General features: G+C 75.1%; 18 protein-coding genes and 1 riboswitch. Of the genes, 8 read left to right on the top strand and 10 right to left on the bottom strand.

Annotation, left to right across the window (positions count from 1 at the left end):
• The first annotated feature begins 340 nt into the window (after window positions 1-340).
• The 3 genes from QWY28_RS18940 (at window position 341) to QWY28_RS18950 (ending at window position 5,494) form a co-directional block, all read left to right on the top strand.
• Window positions 341-934, top strand: coding sequence for a MerR family transcriptional regulator (locus tag QWY28_RS18940; RefSeq protein ID WP_300954174.1), 594 nt, complete (start codon window positions 341-343; stop codon window positions 932-934).
• Between the two features lie 126 nt (window positions 935-1,060).
• Window positions 1,061-1,184: riboswitch (glycine riboswitch) on the top strand.
• A gap of 72 nt (window positions 1,185-1,256) precedes the next feature.
• The gene (gene gcvP / locus QWY28_RS18945) at window positions 1,257-4,127 is read left to right on the top strand and encodes an aminomethyl-transferring glycine dehydrogenase (RefSeq protein ID WP_300954176.1); all 2,871 of its coding nucleotides are present in this window, start codon (window positions 1,257-1,259) and stop codon (window positions 4,125-4,127) included.
• A 17-nt stretch (window positions 4,128-4,144) separates the two neighbouring features.
• On the top strand, window positions 4,145-5,494 hold the full coding sequence (locus QWY28_RS18950) for a serine hydrolase domain-containing protein (protein WP_300954177.1): 1,350 nt from the start codon (window positions 4,145-4,147) through the stop codon (window positions 5,492-5,494).
• A 53-nt stretch (window positions 5,495-5,547) separates the two neighbouring features.
• Here the strand turns inward: QWY28_RS18950 and QWY28_RS18955 are convergent, their stop codons facing one another.
• Complete coding sequence (locus tag QWY28_RS18955; RefSeq protein WP_300954178.1) at window positions 5,548-6,078, bottom strand: hypothetical protein; 531 nt, start codon at window positions 6,076-6,078, stop codon at window positions 5,548-5,550.
• 113 nt (window positions 6,079-6,191) lie between these two features.
• Here QWY28_RS18955 and QWY28_RS18960 point away from each other — a divergent pair, with 113 nt between their 5' ends.
• Complete coding sequence (locus QWY28_RS18960) at window positions 6,192-7,571, top strand: CYTH and CHAD domain-containing protein (protein WP_300954179.1); 1,380 nt, start codon at window positions 6,192-6,194, stop codon at window positions 7,569-7,571.
• On the opposite strand, the gene QWY28_RS18965 is transcribed toward QWY28_RS18960, so the two are convergent.
• The 3 genes from QWY28_RS18965 to QWY28_RS18975 are packed head-to-tail and all read right to left on the bottom strand — an operon-like array spanning window position 7,560 to window position 11,253.
• Window positions 7,560-8,285: a DUF6281 family protein gene (locus tag QWY28_RS18965; RefSeq protein ID WP_300954181.1), complete on the bottom strand. Its 726-nt coding sequence runs from the start codon at window positions 8,283-8,285 to the stop codon at window positions 7,560-7,562. The genes QWY28_RS18960 and QWY28_RS18965 overlap by 12 nt on opposite strands.
• A gap of 35 nt (window positions 8,286-8,320) precedes the next feature.
• Entirely contained in the window at window positions 8,321-9,712 is a 1,392-nt protein-coding gene (locus QWY28_RS18970) for a metallopeptidase TldD-related protein (protein WP_300954182.1), read from the bottom strand.
• Window positions 9,712-11,253 (bottom strand): TldD/PmbA family protein, encoded by a 1,542-nt coding sequence (locus QWY28_RS18975; protein WP_300954183.1) that lies wholly within the window; start codon window positions 11,251-11,253, stop codon window positions 9,712-9,714. The genes QWY28_RS18970 and QWY28_RS18975 overlap by 1 nt, the downstream gene beginning before the upstream one ends.
• Before the next feature lie 82 nt (window positions 11,254-11,335).
• Here QWY28_RS18975 and QWY28_RS18980 point away from each other — a divergent pair, with 82 nt between their 5' ends.
• Window positions 11,336-12,025, top strand: a complete 690-nt coding sequence (locus tag QWY28_RS18980; RefSeq protein WP_300954184.1) for a sulfotransferase family protein — start codon at window positions 11,336-11,338, stop codon at window positions 12,023-12,025.
• A 27-nt stretch (window positions 12,026-12,052) separates the two neighbouring features.
• On the opposite strand, the gene QWY28_RS18985 is transcribed toward QWY28_RS18980, so the two are convergent.
• Complete coding sequence (locus QWY28_RS18985; protein WP_300954185.1) at window positions 12,053-12,325, bottom strand: immunity protein CdiI family protein; 273 nt, start codon at window positions 12,323-12,325, stop codon at window positions 12,053-12,055.
• Window positions 12,326-12,455: 130 nt separating this feature from the next.
• Between QWY28_RS18985 and QWY28_RS18990 the strand changes: the two genes are divergently transcribed.
• Together QWY28_RS18990 and QWY28_RS18995 are read left to right on the top strand one after the other, a co-directional pair.
• Entirely contained in the window at window positions 12,456-13,331 is an 876-nt protein-coding gene (locus QWY28_RS18990) for a hypothetical protein (RefSeq protein ID WP_300954187.1), read from the top strand.
• 46 nt (window positions 13,332-13,377) lie between these two features.
• Window positions 13,378-13,791 carry an NUDIX domain-containing protein gene (locus QWY28_RS18995; RefSeq protein ID WP_300954188.1) on the top strand — a complete coding sequence of 138 codons (414 nt, stop codon included), beginning with the start codon at window positions 13,378-13,380 and terminating at the stop codon, window positions 13,789-13,791.
• Window positions 13,792-13,872: 81 nt separating this feature from the next.
• Here QWY28_RS18995 and QWY28_RS19000 read toward each other — a convergent pair whose 3' ends face one another.
• The 3 genes from QWY28_RS19000 to QWY28_RS19010 all read right to left on the bottom strand — a co-directional run bounded on the left by QWY28_RS19000 (window position 13,873) and on the right by QWY28_RS19010 (window position 16,771).
• Window positions 13,873-14,376 carry a GNAT family N-acetyltransferase gene (locus tag QWY28_RS19000; protein WP_300954189.1) on the bottom strand — a complete coding sequence of 168 codons (504 nt, stop codon included), beginning with the start codon at window positions 14,374-14,376 and terminating at the stop codon, window positions 13,873-13,875.
• Window positions 14,376-14,966: a GNAT family N-acetyltransferase gene (locus QWY28_RS19005; RefSeq protein ID WP_300954190.1), complete on the bottom strand. Its 591-nt coding sequence runs from the start codon at window positions 14,964-14,966 to the stop codon at window positions 14,376-14,378. Before QWY28_RS19005 ends, QWY28_RS19000 begins: the two co-directional genes overlap by 1 nt.
• A gap of 71 nt (window positions 14,967-15,037) precedes the next feature.
• A complete protein-coding gene (locus tag QWY28_RS19010; RefSeq protein ID WP_300954192.1) occupies window positions 15,038-16,771 on the bottom strand; it encodes a DEAD/DEAH box helicase in 1,734 nt (577 codons plus the stop codon).
• A 332-nt stretch (window positions 16,772-17,103) separates the two neighbouring features.
• On the opposite strand from QWY28_RS19010, the gene QWY28_RS19015 reads away from it, so the two are divergent.
• Window positions 17,104-17,457 (top strand): DUF1801 domain-containing protein, encoded by a 354-nt coding sequence (locus tag QWY28_RS19015; protein ID WP_300954193.1) that lies wholly within the window; start codon window positions 17,104-17,106, stop codon window positions 17,455-17,457.
• A 112-nt stretch (window positions 17,458-17,569) separates the two neighbouring features.
• Here QWY28_RS19015 and QWY28_RS19020 read toward each other — a convergent pair whose 3' ends face one another.
• Together QWY28_RS19020 and QWY28_RS19025 are read right to left on the bottom strand one after the other, a co-directional pair.
• A complete protein-coding gene (locus QWY28_RS19020) occupies window positions 17,570-20,449 on the bottom strand; it encodes an AAA family ATPase (protein ID WP_300954194.1) in 2,880 nt (959 codons plus the stop codon).
• Window positions 20,446-21,618: an exonuclease SbcCD subunit D gene (locus tag QWY28_RS19025; protein ID WP_300954195.1), complete on the bottom strand. Its 1,173-nt coding sequence runs from the start codon at window positions 21,616-21,618 to the stop codon at window positions 20,446-20,448. Before QWY28_RS19025 ends, QWY28_RS19020 begins: the two co-directional genes overlap by 4 nt.
• Window positions 21,619-21,631: the final 13 nt, after the last annotated feature.

Here is a 21,631-nt window from a genome sequence, read left to right on the forward strand (position 1 = left end):
TCTGCGCCGAGGAGGTCCTCGACGAAGCCGGCCTCGCGGTGCCCGCGGAGCAGGAGGACGAGGTCGAGAAGGTCCGCGAGTTCCTCGACCAGGTCACGCCCGAGGACTTCGAGTCGCGCTGACGCCGGCGCGCGCGCCGATCGGGTCCGCGGCCGTCCGAGGCCTGACCCTCAACCTCAGGTTGTGGGTCACGACACGCCGCGATCATCTTTGACGGCCTCCCCGGTGGGGCCTACCTTGAACTGTCTCTGTTGTAACTCCACCGTTGTGGTTGCGCTCCGCGATCACGGCACCTTCCCCGGGTAGTTACGCGCAACGGAGTAGACCCACGGAGGACCGTGTGAACGAGCACGAGCAGCAGGGCGAGAACGCCGAGGCCACGGTCGCGGCCGAGGTGGCCGAGGAGCAGGGTCTTCTCTTCACCGACGACGTCTCGCCCCTGCCCAGTGACACCGGCTACCGCGGCCCCACCGCGTGCAACGCCGCCGGCATCACCTACCGGCAGCTGGACTACTGGGCCCGCACCGGACTGGTCGAGCCGACCGTCCGCGGTGCGAGCGGGTCGGGCTCGCAGCGGCTCTACTCCTTCCGCGACATCCTGCTCCTCAAGGTCATCAAGCGCCTGCTCGACGCCGGCATCTCGCTGCAGCAGATCCGCACCGCGGTCCAGCACCTGCGCGAGCGCGGCACCGACGACCTGACCCGTGTGACGCTGATGAGCGACGGCGCCTCGGTCTACGAGTGCACCAGCAACGACGAGGTCATCGACCTGCTCCAGGGCGGTCAGGGCGTCTTCGGCATCGCGATCGGCGGCGTGTGGCGCGAGATCGAGGGCACCCTCGCCGAGCTGCCCAGCGAGCGCACCGCCGAGGAGGCCGCGCCGTCCGCCGGCGACGAGCTCGCCGCGCGCCGCGCCGCCCGCAAGATCGGCTGACCAGCAGCCACCGCCACCCGGCGTACGACGTCCGGCCCGCCGTCCCGCGAGGGAGGCGGGCCGTCGTCGTTCCGGCAGCGAGGTTCCGGTCGGGCACCGGCGGGCTGGTAACCTCGGCGGCGCTGACAATCCCGCACGGGAGAGTCTCCGCCCGGCCACCCGCACCACCGAGCAGCACCGGCCGGCAGCGGAGCGCCGAAGGGGCAATTCCTCCCCGGAACCTCTCAGGCGCCCGGACCGTGCGGATCAGGCGACTCTGGAGCACCAGTGCCGGTGTGACAGAGGGGGAGGCACCCAGACCCCGCGTCCGAGGAGCCCGCCCATGTCAGACCACCCCGCCCTGTCCGAGCTCGACGGCGCGCTGCCGTTCGTCGACCGCCACATCGGCCTCCGGCCGGCCGACGAGGCCGCGATGCTGGACCGGCTCGGCTTCGGCTCGCTGGAGGAGCTGATGCTCGCGGCGGTGCCGGGCGGCATCCGCACCGAGGCGGCGCTCGACCTGCCGGCCGCGCAGTCCGAGGACGCCACCGCCCGGGAGCTGCGGGCGATCGCGGCGATGAACAACCCGCTCGAGGCGATGATCGGCCTCGGCTACTCCGCCACGATCACCCCGCCGGTGATCCGCCGCAACGTGCTCGAGGACCCGAGCTGGTACACCGCGTACACGCCGTACCAGCCGGAGATCTCCCAGGGCCGGCTCGAGGCGCTGATCAACTTCCAGACCGTCGTCGGCGACCTGACCGGGTTGCCCACCGCGAACGCCTCGCTGCTCGACGAGGGCACCGCCGCGGCCGAGGCGATGACGCTCGTGCGCCGGGGCAACCGCAAGGCGGAGGGGCCGTTCGTGGTCGACGCCGACGCGCTGCCGCAGACCGTCGAGGTGGTCCGCACCCGCGCCGAGGCGATGGGCATCGAGGTCGTCGTCGCCGAGCTGGCCGACGGGCTGCCCGAGGGCCCGGTCTCCGGCGTCCTGGTGCAGTACCCCGGCGCGTCCGGCCGGGTGCTCGACCCGCGGCCGCTCATCGAGGCGGTCCACGAGCAGGGCGGCCTCGCCGTCGTCGCCGCGGACCTGCTCGCGCTGACGCTGCTGGAGTCGCCCGGCTCGATGGGCGCCGACGTCGTCGTCGGCTCCTCGCAGCGGTTCGGCGTCCCGCTGTTCTACGGCGGCCCGCACGCCGGCTACATGGCGGTCGCCTCCGGCCTGGAGCGGCACCTGCCCGGCCGGCTGGTCGGGGTGTCGGTCGACGCAGAGGGGCGTCCGGCGTACCGCCTGGCCTTGCAGACCCGTGAGCAGCACATCCGCCGCGACAAGGCGACGTCCAACATCTGCACCGCGCAGGTGCTGCTCGCCGTGGTCGCCTCGATGTACGCCGTGCACCACGGCCCCGCGGGACTGCGCGCGATCGCCACCCGCACCCACCGGTACGCCGCCGTGCTGGCCGCCGCGCTGGCCGCGGCCGGGCACGAGCCGCGGCACGGGGAGTTCTTCGACACGATCCAGGTCGCCGCCCCGGGCCGGGCCGCGGAGGTCGTCGCGGCCGCGCGGGAGCGGGGCATCCACCTGCGGCTCGTCGACGCCGACACGGTCGGGATCAGCACCTCCGAGTGCACCACCCGGTCGACCGTGGAGCGGGTGCTCGCGGCCTTCGGCGTGGACGAGGTCGACGTCGACGGGCTCGACCGGGCCACCGCCGACGCGCTGCCCGAGCCGCTGCGGCGCACGACGCCGTACCTCACCCACGAGGTGTTCTCGGCCCACCACAGCGAGACCCAGATGCTGCGCTACCTGCGCCGGCTCTCGGCCCGGGACTACGCGCTGGACCGGGGGATGATCCCGCTCGGGTCGTGCACGATGAAGCTCAACGCGACCACCGAGATGGAGCCGGTCTCGCTGCCCGGCTTCGCCGACCTGCACCCCTTCGCGCCGGCCGAGGACGCCGCGGGCTACCACCTGCTCGTCGACCAGCTCGAGGGCTGGCTGGCCAAGGTGACCGGCTACGACCGCGTCTCGATCCAGCCCAACGCCGGCTCCCAGGGCGAGCTCGCCGGCCTGCTCGCGATCCGCGGCTACCACCGCGCCAACGGCGACACCGCCCGGGACGTGTGCCTGATCCCGTCCTCCGCCCACGGCACCAACGCCGCCTCCGCGGTGATGGCCGGCATGCGAGTGGTCGTGGTCAAGGCCGCGGCGGACGGCGGCGTCGACATGGACGACCTGCGCGCGCAGTGCGAGAAGCACGCCGACGACCTGGCCGCGATCATGGTGACCTACCCGTCGACCCACGGGGCCTACGAGGACACGATCACCGAGCTGTGCGAGGTGGTCCACGCCCACGGCGGCCAGGTGTACGTCGACGGCGCCAACCTCAACGCGCTGCTCGGCCACGCCAAGCCCGGCGAGTTCGGCGGCGACGTGTCGCACCTGAACCTGCACAAGACCTTCTGCATCCCCCACGGCGGCGGCGGCCCGGGCGTCGGCCCGGTCGCGGTGCGCGAGCACCTGGCGCCGTACCTCCCCTCGCACGGGATGCACCCCGACGTCACCAAGCGCGAGGGCATCGGCCCGATCAGTGCGGCGCCGTACGGCTCGGCGGGCATCCTGCCGATCTCGTGGGCCTACGTGCGGATGATGGGCGGCGCCGGCCTGACCCGGGCGACCGCGAGCGCGGTGCTGTCGGCCAACTACGTCGCCGCGCGGCTGGGCGAGCACTTCCCGGTGCTCTACCGCGGGCACGGCGACCTGGTCGCCCACGAGTGCATCCTCGACGTGCGCGGGCTGACCAAGGAGACCGGCGTGAGCGTCGACGACGTCGCCAAGCGGCTGGTCGACTACGGCTTCCACGCCCCGACGATGTCGTTCCCGGTCGCCGGCACGCTGATGGTGGAGCCGACCGAGTCCGAGGACCTGGCCGAGATCGACCGGTTCTGCGAGGCGATGATCGCGATCAAGGGCGAGATCGACCGGGTCGGCGCGGGGGAGTGGACGCCCGAGGAGTCGCCGCTGCGCGGGGCCCCGCACACCTCGCGCGCGCTCGTCGGCGACTGGGACCGGCCGTACTCGCGCGAGCTCGCGGTGTTCCCCACCGGCGTGGACCCGGACAAGTACTGGCCGCCGGTCGCGCGCATCGACCAGGCCTACGGCGACCGGAACCTGCAGTGCTCCTGCCCGCCGCTCGAGGCGTTCGCGGAGTAGCCCGCCAAGATGGCCCCATGAGCGTCGCTGACAGCACCGGCCGCCGGCTCCTCGTCCACCTCGCGCGGGCGCAGGCCGGCGGCCGGCTGCCGTCGGTGACGGCGGGGGTGGTGCGCGACGGCGCCCTCCTGTGGACCGGGACCTACGGCACCCCGCAGGTGCCCGGCCACGACGTCGTCGACGTCCAGCACCGGATCGGGTCGATCACCAAGACGCTCACGGCGGTCCTCGTGCTCCAGCTGGTCCGCGACGGGCGTCTCGACCTCGACGACCCGGTGTCCGCGGTGCTGGGCGAGGTGCCGTACGGGGACCGGTCGGTGCGCCACCTGCTGGCCCACGCCTCGGGGATCGCCGCCGAGCCGGCCGGCGAGTGGTGGGAGCGGTCCGACGGCGTGCCCTTCGCGGAGCTGGTCGCCGCGCACGCCTCCGCGCCCTCGGTCGCCGCGCCCGGGTCGCGGTTCCACTACTCGAACCTCGGCTACGCGCTCCTCGGCGAGCTCGCCGCCCGCGTGCACGGCCGGCCCTGGGCCGAGTGCGTCGCGGCGCTGGTGCTGGAGCCGCTCGGGATGACGCGCACCTCCTACCTGCCGACCGGAGCGGCGGCCCAGGGGTGGAGCGTCGACCCCTACACCCGCGAGCTGGTCGCCGAGCCGGCCACGGACACCCGCGCCCTGGCGCCCGCGGGGCAGCTGTGGTCGACGGTCGCCGACCTGGCGACGTACGCCGCGTTCCTGGTCGACGGCCACCCGGACGTGCTCGACGCCTCCTGGCTGGACGACGCGTCGGTCCCGCAGTCCGGGTCGGCGGGGTCCCTGGCCTCCGCGCACGGGCTGGGGTTCCAGCTGCTGCAGGGCGGATCCGGCATGCTGCTCGGCCACGGCGGGTCGATGCCCGGCTTCCTGGCGGCGTGCTTCGCCGACCGTCCGCGTCGCACGGCTGCGGTGGTGCTCGCCTCGGCGACGACGGGCTTCTCCCCGACGGAGCTGGCGCGCGCGCTGCTCGAGGAGCTCGAGTCGTGCGAGCCGGCCCTCCCGCGGCCCTGGCGGCCGACCGACACGGTGCCGCCCGAGCTGGACGGCGTGCTGGGGACGTGGCACTGGGGCAACACGCCGTTCGTCCTCGCGCTGGGCGGCGGCGAGGGCGGCGGCGACGTCGTCGCGACCGGACCGGGCGGGTCGGAGAAGTGGCGCTTCGGGGTCGTCGACGGCCGCATCGTCGGCACGGCCGGCTACCACCACGGCGAGGAGCTGCACGTCGTGCGACGGGCCGACGGGAGCGTCGGGCACCTCGAGGTCGCGACCTTCGTGCTGACCCGGACGCCGTACGACCCGGACGCCCCCGCTCCTGGGGGGCATCCGGGTCGGTGAAGGTACGCCGCTGCGCGTGCCTGCGGGGGAGAGGTGACCGGTCGGGTCGGCGGTCAGTCCCCGGTGGTGTCGGTCGTGGTGACCTGCAGGTCGTAGCGGAACGCCTCGCCGCAGTCGAGGTCGACCGTCCTGCCCTTCCAGAGCATGGTCAGGTCGGTGCGCAGGAGCCGGTGGAAGCCGTCGACGACGATGTGCTGGCCGGCGTCGTCGTGCTCCTCGTGGACGGCGATCCGCTTCCCGTGGCGGGTCGCGGTGCCGCTGACCAGGACGCGTCGGCCGTCGAGGCGGAGGCTCGCGCGGACCTCGCCGCGGGACACGAACCCGGCCGCGGACTCACGCGAGCGGCCGAGGCCGTCGTCGCCGACGACGACCTGGAGGACGTTCGCGAAGGTGTCGTTCTCGTAGACGGAGACGAACACCTCCTCGTCGCCGAACGTGCCGCCGCACTCGATGACGACGCCGCGCTCGTGGGTGACGGTCGGCTCCTCGGCGGCGGTTCCGGTGGTGGGTGAGGCGGTGGCGGGGGAGAGGCCGAGGCCGGCGATCGCGGTGGCGACGGCGGCGAGGGCGAGGGGTGTGCGCATGGGTGGTGCTGCTTCCTGTGGGTGCGTGGATGACACGGTGGGTACGCCCAGGGGCGGGCCTCGGTTGCGCGTCGCGCTCGTGGTCTGGACCGGGCGGTGGGTACCGGGCGGGCATGCCGCGCACGCACCTCGAGGTCGAGCACACCTACGCGCCGCCGCCGGACGCCGAGCCGCCGGTGCTCGCCGGGGAGGGCGGCCTGCCGGGGGTGGCGCGGGTGACCGAGCCGGTCGTGCACGAGCTGCACGCGACGTACCACGACACGGGCGGGCTGGACCTGACGACCGCCGGGGTGACGCTGCGCGCGCGGAGCGGTGGGCCGGACGAGGGCTGGCACCTCAAGCTGCCCGCGCCGGGCGGCCGCGACGAGGTGCACCACCGGCTGGGCCGCGGCGAGACCGTGCCGGCGCGGCTGCGCGAGCTGGTCGTGCCCTGGACCCGGGGTGTCGCGCTCGCGCCCGTCGCGACGGTGACCACCCGCCGCACGGTGCGTCACCTGGTCGCCGAGGACGGCACCGTCCTGGCCGAGCTGGCCGACGACGAGGTCGTCGGGACGCCGGCCGGCGGCCGTCCGGTGACCTGGCGGGAGTGGGAGCTGGAGCTGGTCGAGGGCGACGAGGACCTCCTCGCGGCGGCCGACGAGCTGTTCGCGGCCCACGGAGCGCCGGTGCGCCCGCTCGCGCGCAAGATCGTCGCCACTCTCGGCGAGCGGCTCCCCACGCTGCCGGAGGTCGAGGACCCGGTGCTGCGGGCCGTCGCCGCGGACGTCGGTCGGCTCAAGGTGCTCGACAGCGGCCTCCGGCGCGGGCAGCCGGTCTCCGCGGAGCTGGCCACGGTGGTGCGGCGGCTGCGGGCCGCGCTGTGGGTGCTGCGCCCGACGTGGGGGCGCCCGGTGACCGACCCCGTGCGGGCCGAGCTCGCCTGGCTGGCGGAGCCGCTCGTCGAGACCGCGGCCGTGGCGGCTGCGCGCGAGCGCGTCCTGGCCGCGCTGGAGGACGAGCGCGAGGCGGTGGCGCCGGTGCGCCGGCTGGTGCGCGAGACGCTGGGCGAGCGGGAGGAGGAGCACGCTGCTCGCACCCTCGAGCTGCTGCGCGAGGACCGCTACCTCGCGCTGCTGCGCTCGCTCGACCGGCTGGTCACCGAGCCGCCCACCGAGGACGTGCCGACGCGCAAGCAGCTGCGTCGACGGCTCGACAAGGCCGAGCGCCGGGCGGCCGCCCAGACGCGCAAGGACGAGGAGTCCTTCGACGTCGAGCGGCTGCACCGGGCCATGGTCCGGGTCGAGGACGTCGCCACGCTGGTGCGCCCGGTCGTCGGCAAGGACGCCAAGCGGGCCTGCCGGCGGGCCGAGGTCGCCGGGGTGCTGGGCGACGGGCTCACCCGGGCCCGTGCCCAGCAGGAGGTCCGCGAGCTCGCGCGGGCCGCCGCCACGACCGGGGAGGCCTTCCTGCTCGGGCGGGTGCACGCCCGGCTCGAGGTGCGGCTAGCCGGCTGAGCGGACGGCGGTCGCCACGAACCGGTCGCTGTCGCAGCGCACGCTCGCCCTCACCACTCCGCCCTCCCACAGGGTGTCGCGCACGTCGGCCGCGCCCAGGAGCGGATCGGCGGCGGGACCGACGTGGATCCACAGCCTCGTGCCGGCGTACGACGGCGCGCCGGTGGTGACCTCGACCTCGATGCGGTACGGCGGCCGGATGTCGCCGTCGAACCGCGGCTCGTGCGGGCCTCGCACCGCCAGCCAGGTGCCGGTCAGCCCCAGCTCGCCCGCGTGGTCGCAGGTCGGCGAGTCGAACCACACGCGGACCTCCGGCGGGAGCTCCTCGCCGTCACGGACGTAGACGCTCCCGTCGAGCAGCACGGCGACCTCGGCGGGCAGGTCCGCCAGCTCCTCGGCCTGCACGGACCGGTCGGGCTCGGGGTCGCCCCGGTTCGGGGTGTCGTCGCACCCGGGCACCACGCCGTCGAGCCGGCGGCCGGTGACCTCCGGCTGCCGGCGGAGCTCGCCGTGGCCGAGGTAGGTCCGGCCGTCGAGCTCGAGGGTCGCCGCGCAGATGGCGGCGGCGACGGCGCCCGTGCCCGGCAGCTCCTGCCCGGCCGACGCGGACGGGCCCGGACGCAGGCCGGGCTCGGTGCCGGAGCTGGTGCAGCCGCCGAGCAGGACGACGGCGGCCACCGCTCCGGCCGAGCCGACGAGGCGCGAGGGGTGCATGTCGGTGCGACGAGCCGCTCGACCGACGGGTTCCCTCACATGGCCTGCGAGACGCTCGACATGTTGAAGTCCGGGACCCGCAGCGCCGGGGTGGCGGTGCGGCTGAAGTAGTCGTCGCCCCACTCGCGGCTGAAGCTCGGGACGGTCGCGCCGGCGTGGGTGAAGCGCCGCAGCAGGTCGACGGGGCTCTCGTTCCACCGGAAGTTGTTGACCGCGCCGGTGATCTCGCCGTTCTCGACGAGGTAGACGCCGTCGCGGGTCAGCCCGGTCAGCAGGAGCGTCTGCGGGTCGACCTCGCGGATGTACCACAGGCAGGTCAGCAGCAGCCCGCGCTCGACGCCCGCGACGAGGTCCTGGGCGCTGCCGGCGCCGCCGTCGACGTCGAGCACCAGGTTGTCGATCGCCGGGGTCACCGGCAGCTGGGTCATCCCCGCGGAGTGCCGGGTCTGAAGCAGCGCGGCGAGCTCGCCGTCGTGGATCCACTCGGTGCGCTCCAGCGGCAGGCCGTTGTCGAAGACCGAGGACTCGTTGCCCGAGGCGGAGGCGACCACGAACGGCGAGGACTCCAGGCCGGGGTACGCCGGGTCGCTGAGCAGGTGGACGCCCTCCCGGGCGATCCGCTCGCCGACGCGGGTGCCCCCGCCCCGGCGGCTGTAGACCGACTGGCCCTCGTGGGCGACCCGCGCGCCGGCGTACCAGTAGGCGTCGATCATCAGGTCGGCCACCGCGCTCGGCGGCAGGACGGTGTCGTACCGGCCGGCCGGCAGGTCCACGCGGCGCCGGCCCCACCCGAGCCGCTGCTCGAGCTCGGCCTCCATCGCGAGCGCGTCGACGTCGGTGAAGTCGCGGGTGGCGCCGCCGACCCAGGCGCTCGAGGTGAGGTCGCTGGTCTTGCCGGTGCAGCCGTAGTGGCCGGTCGGCTGGACGTGCCGCAGGCGCAACCCCGTCGTCGAGCCGAGGTAGGTGGTGGTGAGCTCGTGGTTGACGAAGCCGTAGAGCACCCGACCGCCCGACGCGGCCCGGCCGAACGCCTCGCCCAGGGCCGGGGCGAACGCGTCGTAGACAGCGATGCCGGTGCGGACCGGCTCGTCGTCCCAGTCCGGCGAGGTGCGGTCGCGGACGAGCTCGGCGGCGTCCTCGGCCGGGTCGGCGGCGCGGGCGGCCGCGTCGGCGGCCCGGACCAGCTCGGTCATCTGCGCCTGGTCGGTCGCGCTGCCGGAGACCGACCCGACGCAGGTGCCCTCGCCGCGCCGGATGAAGGAGACCACCGTGACCGCGACGCCGTGCATGACGCCGTTGGTGGTCAGGGTGTTGCCGGCCCAGCGGAGGTTCGCGCTGGTGCGGTCGGCGACGATGACGACGCAGTCGTCGGCGATCGTGCTGGCCAGGGCGTGCTCGACCAGGGACTGCGGGGTGGTGGTCGCCATCAGTTGCCTGCCTCGTCGGTGGTGTTGAGGATCCGGACGCCGCGGAAGAGCGCCGTCGGGCAGCCGTGGCTGACCGCCGCGACCTGGCCGGGCTGGGCCTTGCCGCAGTTGAACGCGCCGCCGAGCACCCAGGTGTCGGGGCCGCCGACGGCCTCCATCGAGCCCCAGAAGTCGGTGGTCGTCGACTGGTACGCCGCGTCGCGCACCTGCCCGACGAGCTCGCCGTCGCGGATGGCGTAGAACCGCTGGCCGGTGAACTGGAAGTTGTAGCGCTGCATGTCGATGCTCCAGGACTTGTCGCCCACGACGTAGAGCCCGCGCTCGACGCGGCCGATCAGCTCCTCGGTGCTCGGCCCGTCGGGCGCCGGCTGCAGGGAGACGTTCGCCATCCGCTGGATCGGGATGTGGCCGGGGGAGTCGGCGTACGCGCAGCCGTTGGAGCGGCCCTGCGGGTGCTCGGGGCCGGCCAGCTCGGGCTTCATCGCGGCCATCGGCCGGTCCAGCTGGTAGCCGACGAGCACGCCGTCGCGGACGATGTCCCACGATTGCGTGGCGACGCCCTCGTCGTCGTACCCGGTCGTCGCCAGGCCGTGCTCGACGGTGCGGTCGCCGGTGACGTTCATGACCGGGCTGCCGTACTGCAGCGTGCCGAGCTTGTCGTACGTCGCGAAGCTGGTGCCGGCGTAGTTGGCCTCGTAGCCCAGCGCCCGGTCGAGCTCGGTGGCGTGCCCGATGGACTCGTGGATGGTGAGCCAGAGGTTCGAGGGGTGGATGACCAGGTCGTAGTCGCCGGCCTCGACGCTGGGCGCCCGGAGCTTCTCGGCGAGCAGCTCGGGGACCTCGGCGATCTCGGCGTCCCAGTCCCACAGCGGCCCGGCGGCCCCGCCGACGAGGTACTCGTAGCCTCGGCCGACCGGCGGGGCGATGCTCGCCATCGAGTCGAAGGTGTCCGCGCCGGTGCCCATCGCCTCGAACGACGGCTGCAGCCGCACGCGCCGCTGGGTCGTCCGCGTGCCCGACAGGTCGGCGTAGTACTTGTGCTCGTCGACCTGCTGCAGGTCGGCGCTGGCGTGGTCGACCGCCGCCCCGGTGCGCAGCCGTTGCGTCCAGTCGATGAGGAGCGCGGCCTTCTCGGCGACCGGCACCGAGAACGGGTCGATCTCGAAGGCGGAGACCCAGGTGACGTCGTCGTACACCGGTTCCGGGGCCAGCTCGACCGGCGTCGGCGTCATCGCGGCGGCGACCTGGGCCACCTGGACGGCCGTGTCGGCGACGCGCACCGCCTCCTCGGGCGTGAGCACCACGCCGGAGGCGAAGCCCCACGCGCCGCGGTGGACGACGCGGACCGCGAAGCCGAGGTCCTCGGCGTCGCTCGCGCCCTGCAGCACGCCGTCGCGCACACCGAGGTGCTGGTAGCGGACGCGCTCGAAGCGGAACTCCGCGTGGCTCGCGCCGAGCTCGCGCGCCCGGCTCAGCGCCACCTCGCCGAGCTGGCGGTGGGGGAGGGCGGTGAAGGTGGGATCGAGACCCGGCGCGCTCATGACGGCGACCCTAGCCGCGGTCCCCGACCGTGGCGCCAGGGGTTTGCGTGGGGCCGGTCGGCGCGTCGTTAGGGTGCTCCCCATGAGCTCACCGGCGTGGTTGGGGATCGGCGCGCAGCGCAGCGGCACGACGTGGTTCACCGACCTGCTCACCCAGCACCCCGCCGTGGGGCTCGGCACCAACGGGAAGAAGGAGCAGCAGCTGCTGCACAAGGTCGCCGACGGCCGGGTCGAGGCCGCGGAGTACCTCGACCTCTTCCCCGCCGACGGCGTCCACCGCGGTGAGTGGACCCCGCAGTCGCTGCGCCACGCGTCCGCGCCCGCGACCGCCGCCCGGCTCGTGCCGGACGCGCCGGTCCTGGTGCTGCTGCGCGACCCGGTCGAGCGGTTCCGCTCCGCGATGCGGCTCGCCGCCACCCGCGGCAAGTCCTGGCCCTACCCCGTCCCGATCACCATCCAGACCTGGAGCGGCTTCTACGCCGACCAGCTCGACGCCTGGGCCGCGGCCGTGGGCCGCGACCGGATGCACGTCATGGTCTACGAGGTCGTCCGTCGCGACCCCCAGGCCGCGGTCGGCGAGGTGTGGCGGCTCATCGGCGTCGACCCCGTGCCGCTGGCCGAGGTCGAGCGCGCCTCCGGCTCGTCGTCCCAGGCCGAGTGGGAGTGGACGCCGGGGCTGAAGGAGTCCCTGCAGGTGATGTACCGCCCGCAGGCCGAGCGGCTCGCGAAGGACTGGGGCCTCGACGTCTCGGGCTGGTCCGGCCTGCACTGACCGGCTGCCGGCCGTCGTCGGCCCGGATCAGCTGAGCGGACCGACCTCGACGACCCAGTCCCGGCCCAGCTCGCGCTGCAGGCGCTCGGCGAGGACCGGCGCCTCGTCGACGTACCCCCGGCGGGCGTCCTCGTCGGTCCAGCCGTACCGGTGGTCGCCGTGCCACAGCGCGTTCCAGCGGTCCAGGTCGCTGGCCAGCTCGTCGGAGAGCCGAGGCCAGTCCTCGCGGCCCGTCCCACCCTCGTGCCACAGCGGCCAGTCGGCGCTGTGGTCGCTCATCAGCCGCACGACCTCTGCCACGCGGCGAGCGTACGGGCGTGGGGCCGTGCCGTCCCCGCCGCAGCCGGATCGTTGAGATCCGTTCGAGGGGGCAACGGGGAGGTCGACGTACCTCTGCGGCTCGGCCCGCGCACCTCCCGGGAGACGCCCTGTGACACCTGGCTCCGACAGCCCGACGCTGCGCCGGCGGCTGGAGGCCGGCCGTCTCGTCGCGGGCTCGCTCCTCGAGCTGGGGATCAAGGCGTACGGCGCCGGCGCGGCCGTGGCGGTCGCGCTGAGCGACGCGGAGACGGTGGGCGGCAAGGGGCAGGACGCGATCGCAGCGGTGCCGAGCCTGGCCGAGCGGTACCGCGCGGCGGAGTACGTCGTGGAGCATCGACAGGAGATCCAGGTCGCCCTCGACCACGTGAACGAGCAGACGCCTCCGCAGGCGGAGCTCGAGGAGGCCATCGAGAGCAGCACGCAGACGCTGGACGGGATCGAGACGACGTACAGCGAGGTCCTCGAGGCCAGGGACGCGCTGCCCTGGGACCCCGGCGACGCGTGGGGCCACGTCCGCGAGGCCTGGGACGCGAAGCCGGACCTGGCTTCGATCGGCGACCTGGCCGCGGCCGCCGAGCGGGTCGGTCCGTACCTGGACCAGGTGGAGGTGCTGACGCCCGTCTACTACGGCGGGCTGCTCGCCGTGGTGGACAACTTCGCCAGCGACGAGATCGCCGGCACGCTCGGGGTCATGGCGCTGGCCTTCGGGCTCGCCTTCGTGCTCGGCCAGGCGGTCGGCTTCTGGGTACGTCGGGGCCGGCCGGGGCTCGTGGCCCGCATGCTGCAGCGGTGGGGTGCGCGCACGTTCCGCGGCTGGTACGTCCGGAACCTGCCCGACGCCCTCGGCTCGCCGTTGTACGCCGTCGCGCGTGAGCGCGTGCAGCGCGACATCGTCGCGGACCCGGAGCATGCGCTGGACCCCGAGACGCTGCACGAGCTCGAGCGGTACTTCGCGAGCAGACGACCGGGCGAGCCCGGCCCGTGAGTGAGGCCTGCGCCGGTTCGTCGGTGGTGCCTGCTTCGATCAGCGCGTGCACGAGGTCGTCGTCGGGGCGTTGGTCCGCGGAGGTCGGGTCCTGCTCGCGCACCGGCGCCCGGACAAGCGGGCGTTCCCCGGTGTCTGGGACCTGCCCGGGGGACTCGTCGAGGGGTCCGAGCCCGAGCTCGAGGCGCTCGCGCGCGAGCTGCACGAGGAGCTGGGGGTGCGGATCGAGACGGGCGCGGCGTCCCCCCTGTGCCGGGTGGTCGTCCGGGCGACGGACGAGCCGGCGCTCCTGAGCGCCTGGCTCGTGCCCGCCTGGCGCGGCACGGCCGTGAACGTCGCGCCCGAGGAGCACGACGGCCTCGGCTGGTTCGGCGCGACCGAGCTGCCGGCGTTCGCGCATGCCCTCGTGCGGTCCTCGGTCCTCGACGCGCTCGACGCCCGCGGCGAGCACCGCGGGTAGGCCGCCGGGTCGTGTGTCCCTCGACGGGCGCCGGCGCGTCCTGCGGCACACGACGCCCATGACCGGCGCCGCGACGAGCGCTCAGCCCGCCTGCGGCTGTCCGAGCTCCGGGCGCACGAGCACCTCGAAGCTGCTCCCGTCGTGCGCCGCGTCGAACCGGCCGACGCGCTCGAAGCCGAGGGACTCCACGACCCGCAGGGCGCGGGCGTTGGACGACGCCACGGTGACGCGGAAGGCCGGGGGTGCGAACGTCGCCCGGCCGAATGCCAGGCCGGCGGAGATCGCCTGCCGCCCGAGGCCCCGGCCGACCACCTGCGGCCTCAGCCCGCCGCCGGTGTCGAGCGCCCGGTCGTCGTACGCCCAGCCGGGCACCTGCCCGTCGACGCCGAAGGAGCGGAAGCCCACCAGCCGGTCGGCGGCCGTCACCGCGTGGAAGCCGGATCCGGGCTGCAGCAACCGGTCGGGGTCCGCGCTGGTCATGTCGTAGCAGTCGTACGGCGGGTCGTAGCGCCAGGTGCAGATGTCCAGCGCGTGCTCCGCCGTCAGCGGCACGACCTGCATGCGTCCCATCCCGGCCGCGGTCATCACGCGAGCGTCCGGCGCATGACCAGGCGCGGCAGCCCGGAGGCGACCGCGTCGGTCGTGCCGACGACCTCGAAGCCGGCCCGCTCGAACATCGCGCGGACGCCGACGAAGCCCATCGTGAGGTCGATCCGGCCGGGCGGGTCGACCGGGTGGGCCTCGACCGCCGTAGCGCCCCGGGAGGCGGCGTACGCCACCGCGCCCTCGAGCATCGCCGCGGTGACCCCCTGCCGCCGCCGGCCGCCGCGCACGACCAGGCAGATGATCGACCAGACGGGTACGTCGTCGACCGGGCGGATGAGGCGGCTGCGCTCCAGCCGGGGGATCTCCGTGCGCGGGGAGATGCTGCACCAGCCGACCGGTTCGCCGTCGCGGTAGGTGACCACCCCGGGCGGGTGCTCGCGCTCGCTGAGGCGCCGTGCGGCCTGCTCGCGGCTGCCGCCGCCCAGCCGGTCGATCTCGGCGGCCGGCAGGCGGTGGGAGAGGCACCAGCAGTGGGTGGCACGCCGGTTCGGGTTGACGACGTCGGCGAAGTCCTCGAAGCGGTCGGGGGTGACGGGGTGGGTCTCCCACCGAGGGTCGGCGCCGGGCACGAGGCGATGATGACCTTCCTCGGCGGCGCCCGCCAGGGGCGGACGACCGCGGACCGCCGCTGGGTCCACGGTCAGGCACCGTCCTCGGTGAGGGACGCGGCCGGAAGCCAGTCGGCACCGAGCAGCGCGGCCAGGTCCGCGAGGCCGGTGGTGTCGCTGCCCACGGTGTCGGAGGCGGCGGCGATCCGCTCCACCATCACCTTGCCGACCTGCTCCTCGACCGTGCCCTCGGCGTACGCGATGTGCCACGGCGAGACCTGGTGGTCCCGGTGCGTCCGGCCGGTGACCTGCCGCCCGGCGATGCCGGAGAAGCGGGCCTGGTGGAAGAGCCCGACCCTGGGCTCGGTGCTTGCCTGGCGGCCGTCGGCGAGGGTCTCGCCCGCGTGCAGGCTGATCGAGGCGACGGTGGTGAAGACGCAGACCTTCGCCTGCCCGGTCTGGAACCTGAGCCGCTCGGCCTCGGCGTCGAACCGGTCGCGGCCGTAGATCGTGGCCACCTCGATCCCGGCGTCACGCAGCCGGTCGGCGATGGGGTCGGCGGCGGTCGTCACGAACTCCACCGAGCACGCCACCTGCCGCTCGGCCTCGACCTGCTGGGCGATCCAGGCGACGGTGGAGTCGACGCGGATCAGGCCGGCCTTCTGCCGGAACCTCAGCAGCGCGGCCCGCCCCTTGGCGACGTTGCGCCCGCGGCGCGCGAGGTCCATCTCGCGGCAGAACTCGCCCCACTCGGCTTCGTACGCCGTCCGCTCCGCCGGCGTGAGCGCCACCGGCATGCCCGAGATCGGCACCGGCCCCCACGGCGCGGCCCGGTGCAGCATCGCCGGGGGCCGCTCGTCGGCGAGCCAGCCGCGGACGAGCTCGAGGTCCGCGGCGCGCCGAGCCGGGTCCGCGGTCCACGCGGCGCCGTACCGGCCCTGCTCCACGGCGACGCCGTGCCGCTCGAGCGCGGCGGCGAACGTGCTCCCGGGCTGGCTCGCCGAGGTCCACTCCCGCATCGGCTCGCCGAGCACCTGCGCGTAGGCCGGGGCGAGGTACGGCAGCTCCAGCGGCGTGTGCCCGGGGGTCGCGGTCGTCGCGATGACGAACGGCGCCTGGTCGTGCGGCCGTCCGTGCCCCGAGATCCGCGCCCAGAGCTTCCAGCGCTTCGTCGTCGTGCGCCGCAGGGCGTGCGCCTCGTCGGCGATGATCACGTCCCATGCGTGGTCCGTGACCTTCTCCAGCCGGTCCCAGGTGATCACCACCCACTCCAGGCCGCCGTCGCCGAGCGCGGTGATCGTGCGACACCAGTGTCCGATGGTGATCGCGGCGGGCCGGTCGGCCACGACGAGCACCCGCCGCGCGCCACGCAGGTCGCCCACCGCCGTCGCGCCCAGGACCGCGGAGATCGTCTTGCCCACTCCGGGCTCGTCGGCCAGCAGGAACAGCCGTCCACCCGCCGCCGCCCGCTCCGCGATCGCGTCGGCCGCCTCGAACTGGATCCTCTGCGGCTCGAGCGTGTCGGTCGGCTCCGGCGCCAGCGTCGGGTCGTCGGGGTTGAGGGTGTTCTCGAGGAACCGGCCGAGCGTGTGCGGGCCGGGGGAGTACGCCGCCAGGTGCTCGGGCAGCGCGCGCCCGACGTGCAGGTGGGCCTTGACCGCCGGGTGCCAGCTGGCGCCGTCGACCTGGGTCCCGTACGGCACGTCGAGCACCCAGGTCCGTTCACCCGGCCCCGCCGTCGGCAGCGGCCGCGGGGCCTGTCGAGTGCCGCCGCGCCGGCCCGGAGAGCTGCGGCGACGCGCGCCGGGTCGGGGAGTGCTGGCCACCCCCGGACGCTACCGGCGCTCCCGCCCCGGCCGTCGGCGGCGCTCCGACGCCCGACCTGCGCACGCTGGTGCCCTGGTGGGGGCCCGCTCACGCCGCTGCTCGTCGTCCCCGCGGACGCGCTGGCGTACGCGCAGATGGGGGTGACCCGCCGCGGCCAGTCCGTTAGCCTGGCCGTGGTGGCACGCCACCGACTGCGCTTCCACGTGGCAGACCACGTGAATCATCGCGGAGAGGCCTGACCAGCTCAGGACATGTCCGGATGGGGTGCGGCGCACTGTGCGCTGACTTCATTCCACCGATGCGCCGGCATCGGATGACGAGAGGACATGACATGTCGTCGAAGGACGAGAAGAACCTGACGCAGGTGACCGACAAGATCTCGGCGATGGACGAGCCGCGCCGGTCGACGATGCAGCGGGTGCACGACGTCATCATGACGGCGGCCCCCGCCCTCAAGCCGCGCATCTGGTACGGGATGCCCGCCTACGCGGCCTCGGCCAGCGCGCCGGCGCTGATCACCCTGCGCAACGACGAGCGGATCAACCTCGCGCTCACCGAGAAGGCGCCCTTCCGCGCAGCAGGCGGCGTCGACGGCCAGCTGATGCCGGCCGCCTGGTACCTCGAGGACCTGGACGACGCCACCGAGACGCGTGTCGCCGAGATCGTCCGATCAGTCGTCGGCTGAGCGGTCGTCCACCTCCCGGCACGTCGTGGTGTCCGGAGGGGGTCCGGCCAGTCAGTTCGTCCGCTCGTCCCGGCCTGGACAGGTGTGTCCGACAGGCGGCGACGTGGGATTGTCAGCCCGTCAACGAGATCGTCGACCCGCGGCGGGACTTGGCGACGAGCAGCTGGGTGGGGATGCGGTCGCGCATCTCGGCGACGTGGCTGACGACGCCGACGACGCGGCCGCCGTCGCGGAGGGAGTCGAGGGTGTCCATGACGTCGTCGAGGGTGTCGGCGTCGAGAGAGCCGAAGCCCTCGTCGACGAAGAGGGTGTCGAGGGTGGCGCCGCCGACCTCGTTCGTGATGACGTCGGCCAGGCCGAGGGCCAGGGCGAGGGAGACCACGAAGGTCTCGCCGCCGGAGAGGGTCGCGGGGTCACGGGCCTCGCCGGACCAGTCGTCGCGAACCAGCAGGGAGAGCCCGCCGCGGGTCTCGCCGGCGCCGCGGCGGCCGGTGTGCTCCAGGGAGTAGCGGCTGTCGCTCATCCGGGCGAGGCGCTCGTTCGCCGCGGCGACGACCTGGGAGAGCCGGTACGCCAGGACGTACGCCGAGAGCCGCATCTGCAGCCGGTTGTCGGCCGACTTGCCCTCTACGAACGCGCAGAGCCGGGTGGCGAGCTCGAGCTCTGCCCGCAGCGGCGCCCAGTCGTCCAGGGCCGCCGCGAGCGCGGAGCACAGCGAGGTGAGGCGGCCGGCGCGCGTGGTCCAGCGGTCCTCGGCGGTGCGGGCGTCGTGGAGCGCCGCCAGGGCGGCGCGGTGGGCGCCGTCAAGGGCGTCCACGTCCGGGGGAGTGGCGGCGGCGAGCTCCTCGGAATCGGGCGCCCGGAGCACCTCGGTGACCGCGGCGAGGCGCTGCTCGTGGCGGGCCAGCCGCTGCTCGAGCCGGGAGCAGGCGGCGACGTCGCGCAGGGCGGCGGCGGCGTCGTTGGGTGAGGCGAAACCGGCCGCGGCGACGGCGTCGGCCAGCGCGGCCTCGGCGTCCCTGACGCCCCGCTCGGTCTCGGCCAGGCGATCGAGTGCGTCGAGCGCGGCACGGCCGTCGCGCTCGGCGGCGCGGTGCCGGCGCAGCAGGCGGTCGAGGTCGGCGGCGGCGTCGCCGGTGGTGTACTCCGCGGCGTCGGCCAGCGCCTCCTCGAGCTCGTCGGCCAGGAGTCCGGCCTCCTCGGTCAGCGAGCGGCGGGTGGCTTCCACCGAGGCGGACTCGGCCACCAGCTCCTCGACGGCGTGCGCGGCCGCGGCGGCGTCGCGGGCCGGCCGGCCCCCGGCCGCCGCGAGCAGCCGGCTCAGCGAGCCGGCGAGCTCGGCGCGCTCGGCCTGCAGGGAGTCGACGTCGCCGGGGCCGGCCGCGTCCTGGGCGTGCTCGAGCCGGGTGGCCAGCTCGCGGACCTCGACGTCGCGCAGGTGCTCGACGCTCGCGGCGTCGTCCACCGCGCGTTGGGCGGCCTTCTCGGCCCGCTCGTCCGGCGCGTCCGGCCCGGACACCGCCTTGGCCGGGTGGTCGTCGGAGCCGCACACGGGGCAGCAGGCGCCGACCGCCAGTGCGCCGGCGAGCTCGGCGGCCATGCTGTCCAGCCGTGCGCGGCGTACGTCGATGGCGTGCTCGCGCGCGGCGAGCGTGGCCACGCGGGACTCGTGCCAGGCCTCGCGGGCGGCGGCCACGTCGGTCCGCAGCCGGGCCACGGTGCCATGGGCGGCGATCCGCTCGGCCACCGTGTCGAGCGCGGCCTGCACGTCGACGGCCTCGCAACGGGCGCGGGCGGCGGCGGTGAGCCGTTCGAGCTCGGTCGCCCGGGTGCTCAGCCGGCCGGCCTCCGCGTGCAGCGTGGCCAGGCGGGCGGCCCGCGGTCGCAGGGCGTCGACCCGGGCGGCGGCCGTGACGGCCGACTCGACCTCGGCGACCAGCGCGTCGCGGTCCTCCCGGGTGACGGCCCGGGCGGCGGTGGCCCGGGCGGAGCGGGCCTGGTCGACGAGCCGGAGGACGGGCGCCACGCCGGACGCCCGGCGGGCCGCCGCCAGCACGGCCCGGTCGGCCGCGACGGCGTCGGCCTCGGCGAGGAGGGCCTCGTGCTCGCGGGCGGCGGCGTCGAGCCTGGCCCGCCGCTCGGCGAGGACGCGGCCGGCCTCGAGCGCCTGGCGCGCTTCGGCCTCGGCCGCTCCCGCGACGGACGCCGCGGCGCCGGCCGCGGTCGCCGAGGCGGCCGCGGACCCGTGGAGCTCCTCGGCCCAGGCGAGCAGGGTGCCGTCGCCGGAGGGCTCGGTCAGGTCGCGCACGTCCCAGGGCAGGGGCGCGCCGTCGACCTCGCTGACCCGGCTGGCGAGGTCCGCGACGCCCTGGTGCGCGGACTCCGAGCGCCGCCGGAGGTCGAGGCGCCGGTCGCGCAGCCACCGCTCGACGTCGGCGAACCGGCCGGTGCGGAACAGCCGCTGCAGCAGCTCGTGGCGCTCCTCCGACCTGGCGCGCAGGAACGCCTGGAAGCGGCCCTGGGGGAGCATCGCGACCTGGGTGAACTGGGTGAGGTTCATCCCGATCAGCTCGGAGACCAGGTGGCCGGTCTCGTCGAGCCGCGAGGACAGCGGCACCCAGTCCCCGGCGACGAGCTCCGACAGCGTCACCGAGGCCTGCTGGGTGGTGGTGCCGGTGCCGCGCTTCTTCGGCCGCTCCCAGGCGGGGGAGCGGACGATGCGGAAGCGGCGGTCGCCGAGGGTCGCCTCGAGGGTGACCTGGGGCGCGACGCCGGGCGCCGCGCCGTCGCAGCGCAGCCGCTTGGCGCTGGAGCGGTCGCCGGGGACGTCTCCGTACAGCGCGAAGCAGACGGCGTCGAGCACGCTGGTCTTGCCGGCGCCGGTCGGTCCGGACAGCAGGAACAGCCCGGCGGCGGAGAGGTGGTCGAAGTCGACGCGGACCGTGTCGGCGAACGGCCCGAAGGCGGTCGCCTCGAGGACGTGCAGCCTCACCGGGCCACCGCCGCGCCGACGACCGCGCGGTCGAGGTCGGCGTCGTCGCAGCAGGCGTCGACCGCGGCGTCGAGCAGGGCGCGCTCCTCGGCCGTCGGCGGCGTGCCGCGCAGGTCGCGGACGAACTCGTGCGCGATGTCGTGGTCGGTGCGGCCGGCGGTGCGGCTGGCCGGCGCGACGCCCAACCCGGGCGGCGGCGTCGCGAACCCGAGCACCAGCGCGTGCGGGAAGCGCCGCCGCAGCCGGTCCATCGCCTGCAGCGGGCGCACGTCGTCGGTGAGGGTGGCCTGGACCCACGAGCCCTCGTGGCGGGCGTGGCGGGGGTCCTCCAGCAGCTCGGCGAGGGTGCCGGTGAGCCGGGCGAGCGGCCGGGGGACCGGCGCGTCGACGTACTCCGCGGTCACCGCGCCGTCGGCGGCGAGGTCGACGAGCCAGGAGCCCTTGCGGTGGTCGGCCTCGGAGAAGGAGTACGCCAGCGGCGAGCCGCTGTAGCGGACCCGCTCGGTGAGGGTGTGCCGGCCGTGGAGGTGGCCGAGCGCGACGTAGTCGATGCCGTCGAAGAGCGTGGTCGGCACGATCGAGACGCCGCCGACGGAGATGTCGCGCTCGGAGTCGCTGGGCTGGGCGCCCGCCACGAATGCGTGCGCGAGCACGACCGAGCGCACCCCGGGCCGGGTCGCGAGGTCGGCGCGGACGCGGACCATCGCCTCGGTCAGCGCTGCCTCGTGGGAGCGGGCGCGCAGGTCCCAGGGGGCGGCGACGGCGTGCGGGTCGAGGTAGGGGAGCGCGTGGACGGCGACCGGGCCGTGCTCGTCCTCGAGCAGCACGGGGGTGCCCACGCGCGCCGGGTCGGTGCGGATGAAGACGCCGGCCGCGTCGATCAGCCGGGAGCTGAACCCGAGCCGCTGCGCGCTGTCGTGGTTGCCGCTGGAGATGACCACGCGCGCGCGGGACGCCGCCAGCCGGACCAGCACGTCGTCGGCGAGCCGGACGGCGTCGACGTGCGGCAGCGCACGGTCGTAGACGTCGCCCGCGACGACGACGAGGTCGACGCCCTCGGACTCCACGACCTCGAGCAGGTGGTCGGCGAACGCGGCCTGGTGGGTGAGCATCCCCTCACGGTGGAACGACCGGCCGAGGTGCCAGTCGGAGGTGTGGAGGATGCGCATGCGAGGACCGTAG

The organism is Nocardioides oceani (assembly GCF_030412965.1).
In the GTDB taxonomy this organism is placed as follows: domain Bacteria; phylum Actinomycetota; class Actinomycetes; order Propionibacteriales; family Nocardioidaceae; genus Nocardioides; species Nocardioides oceani.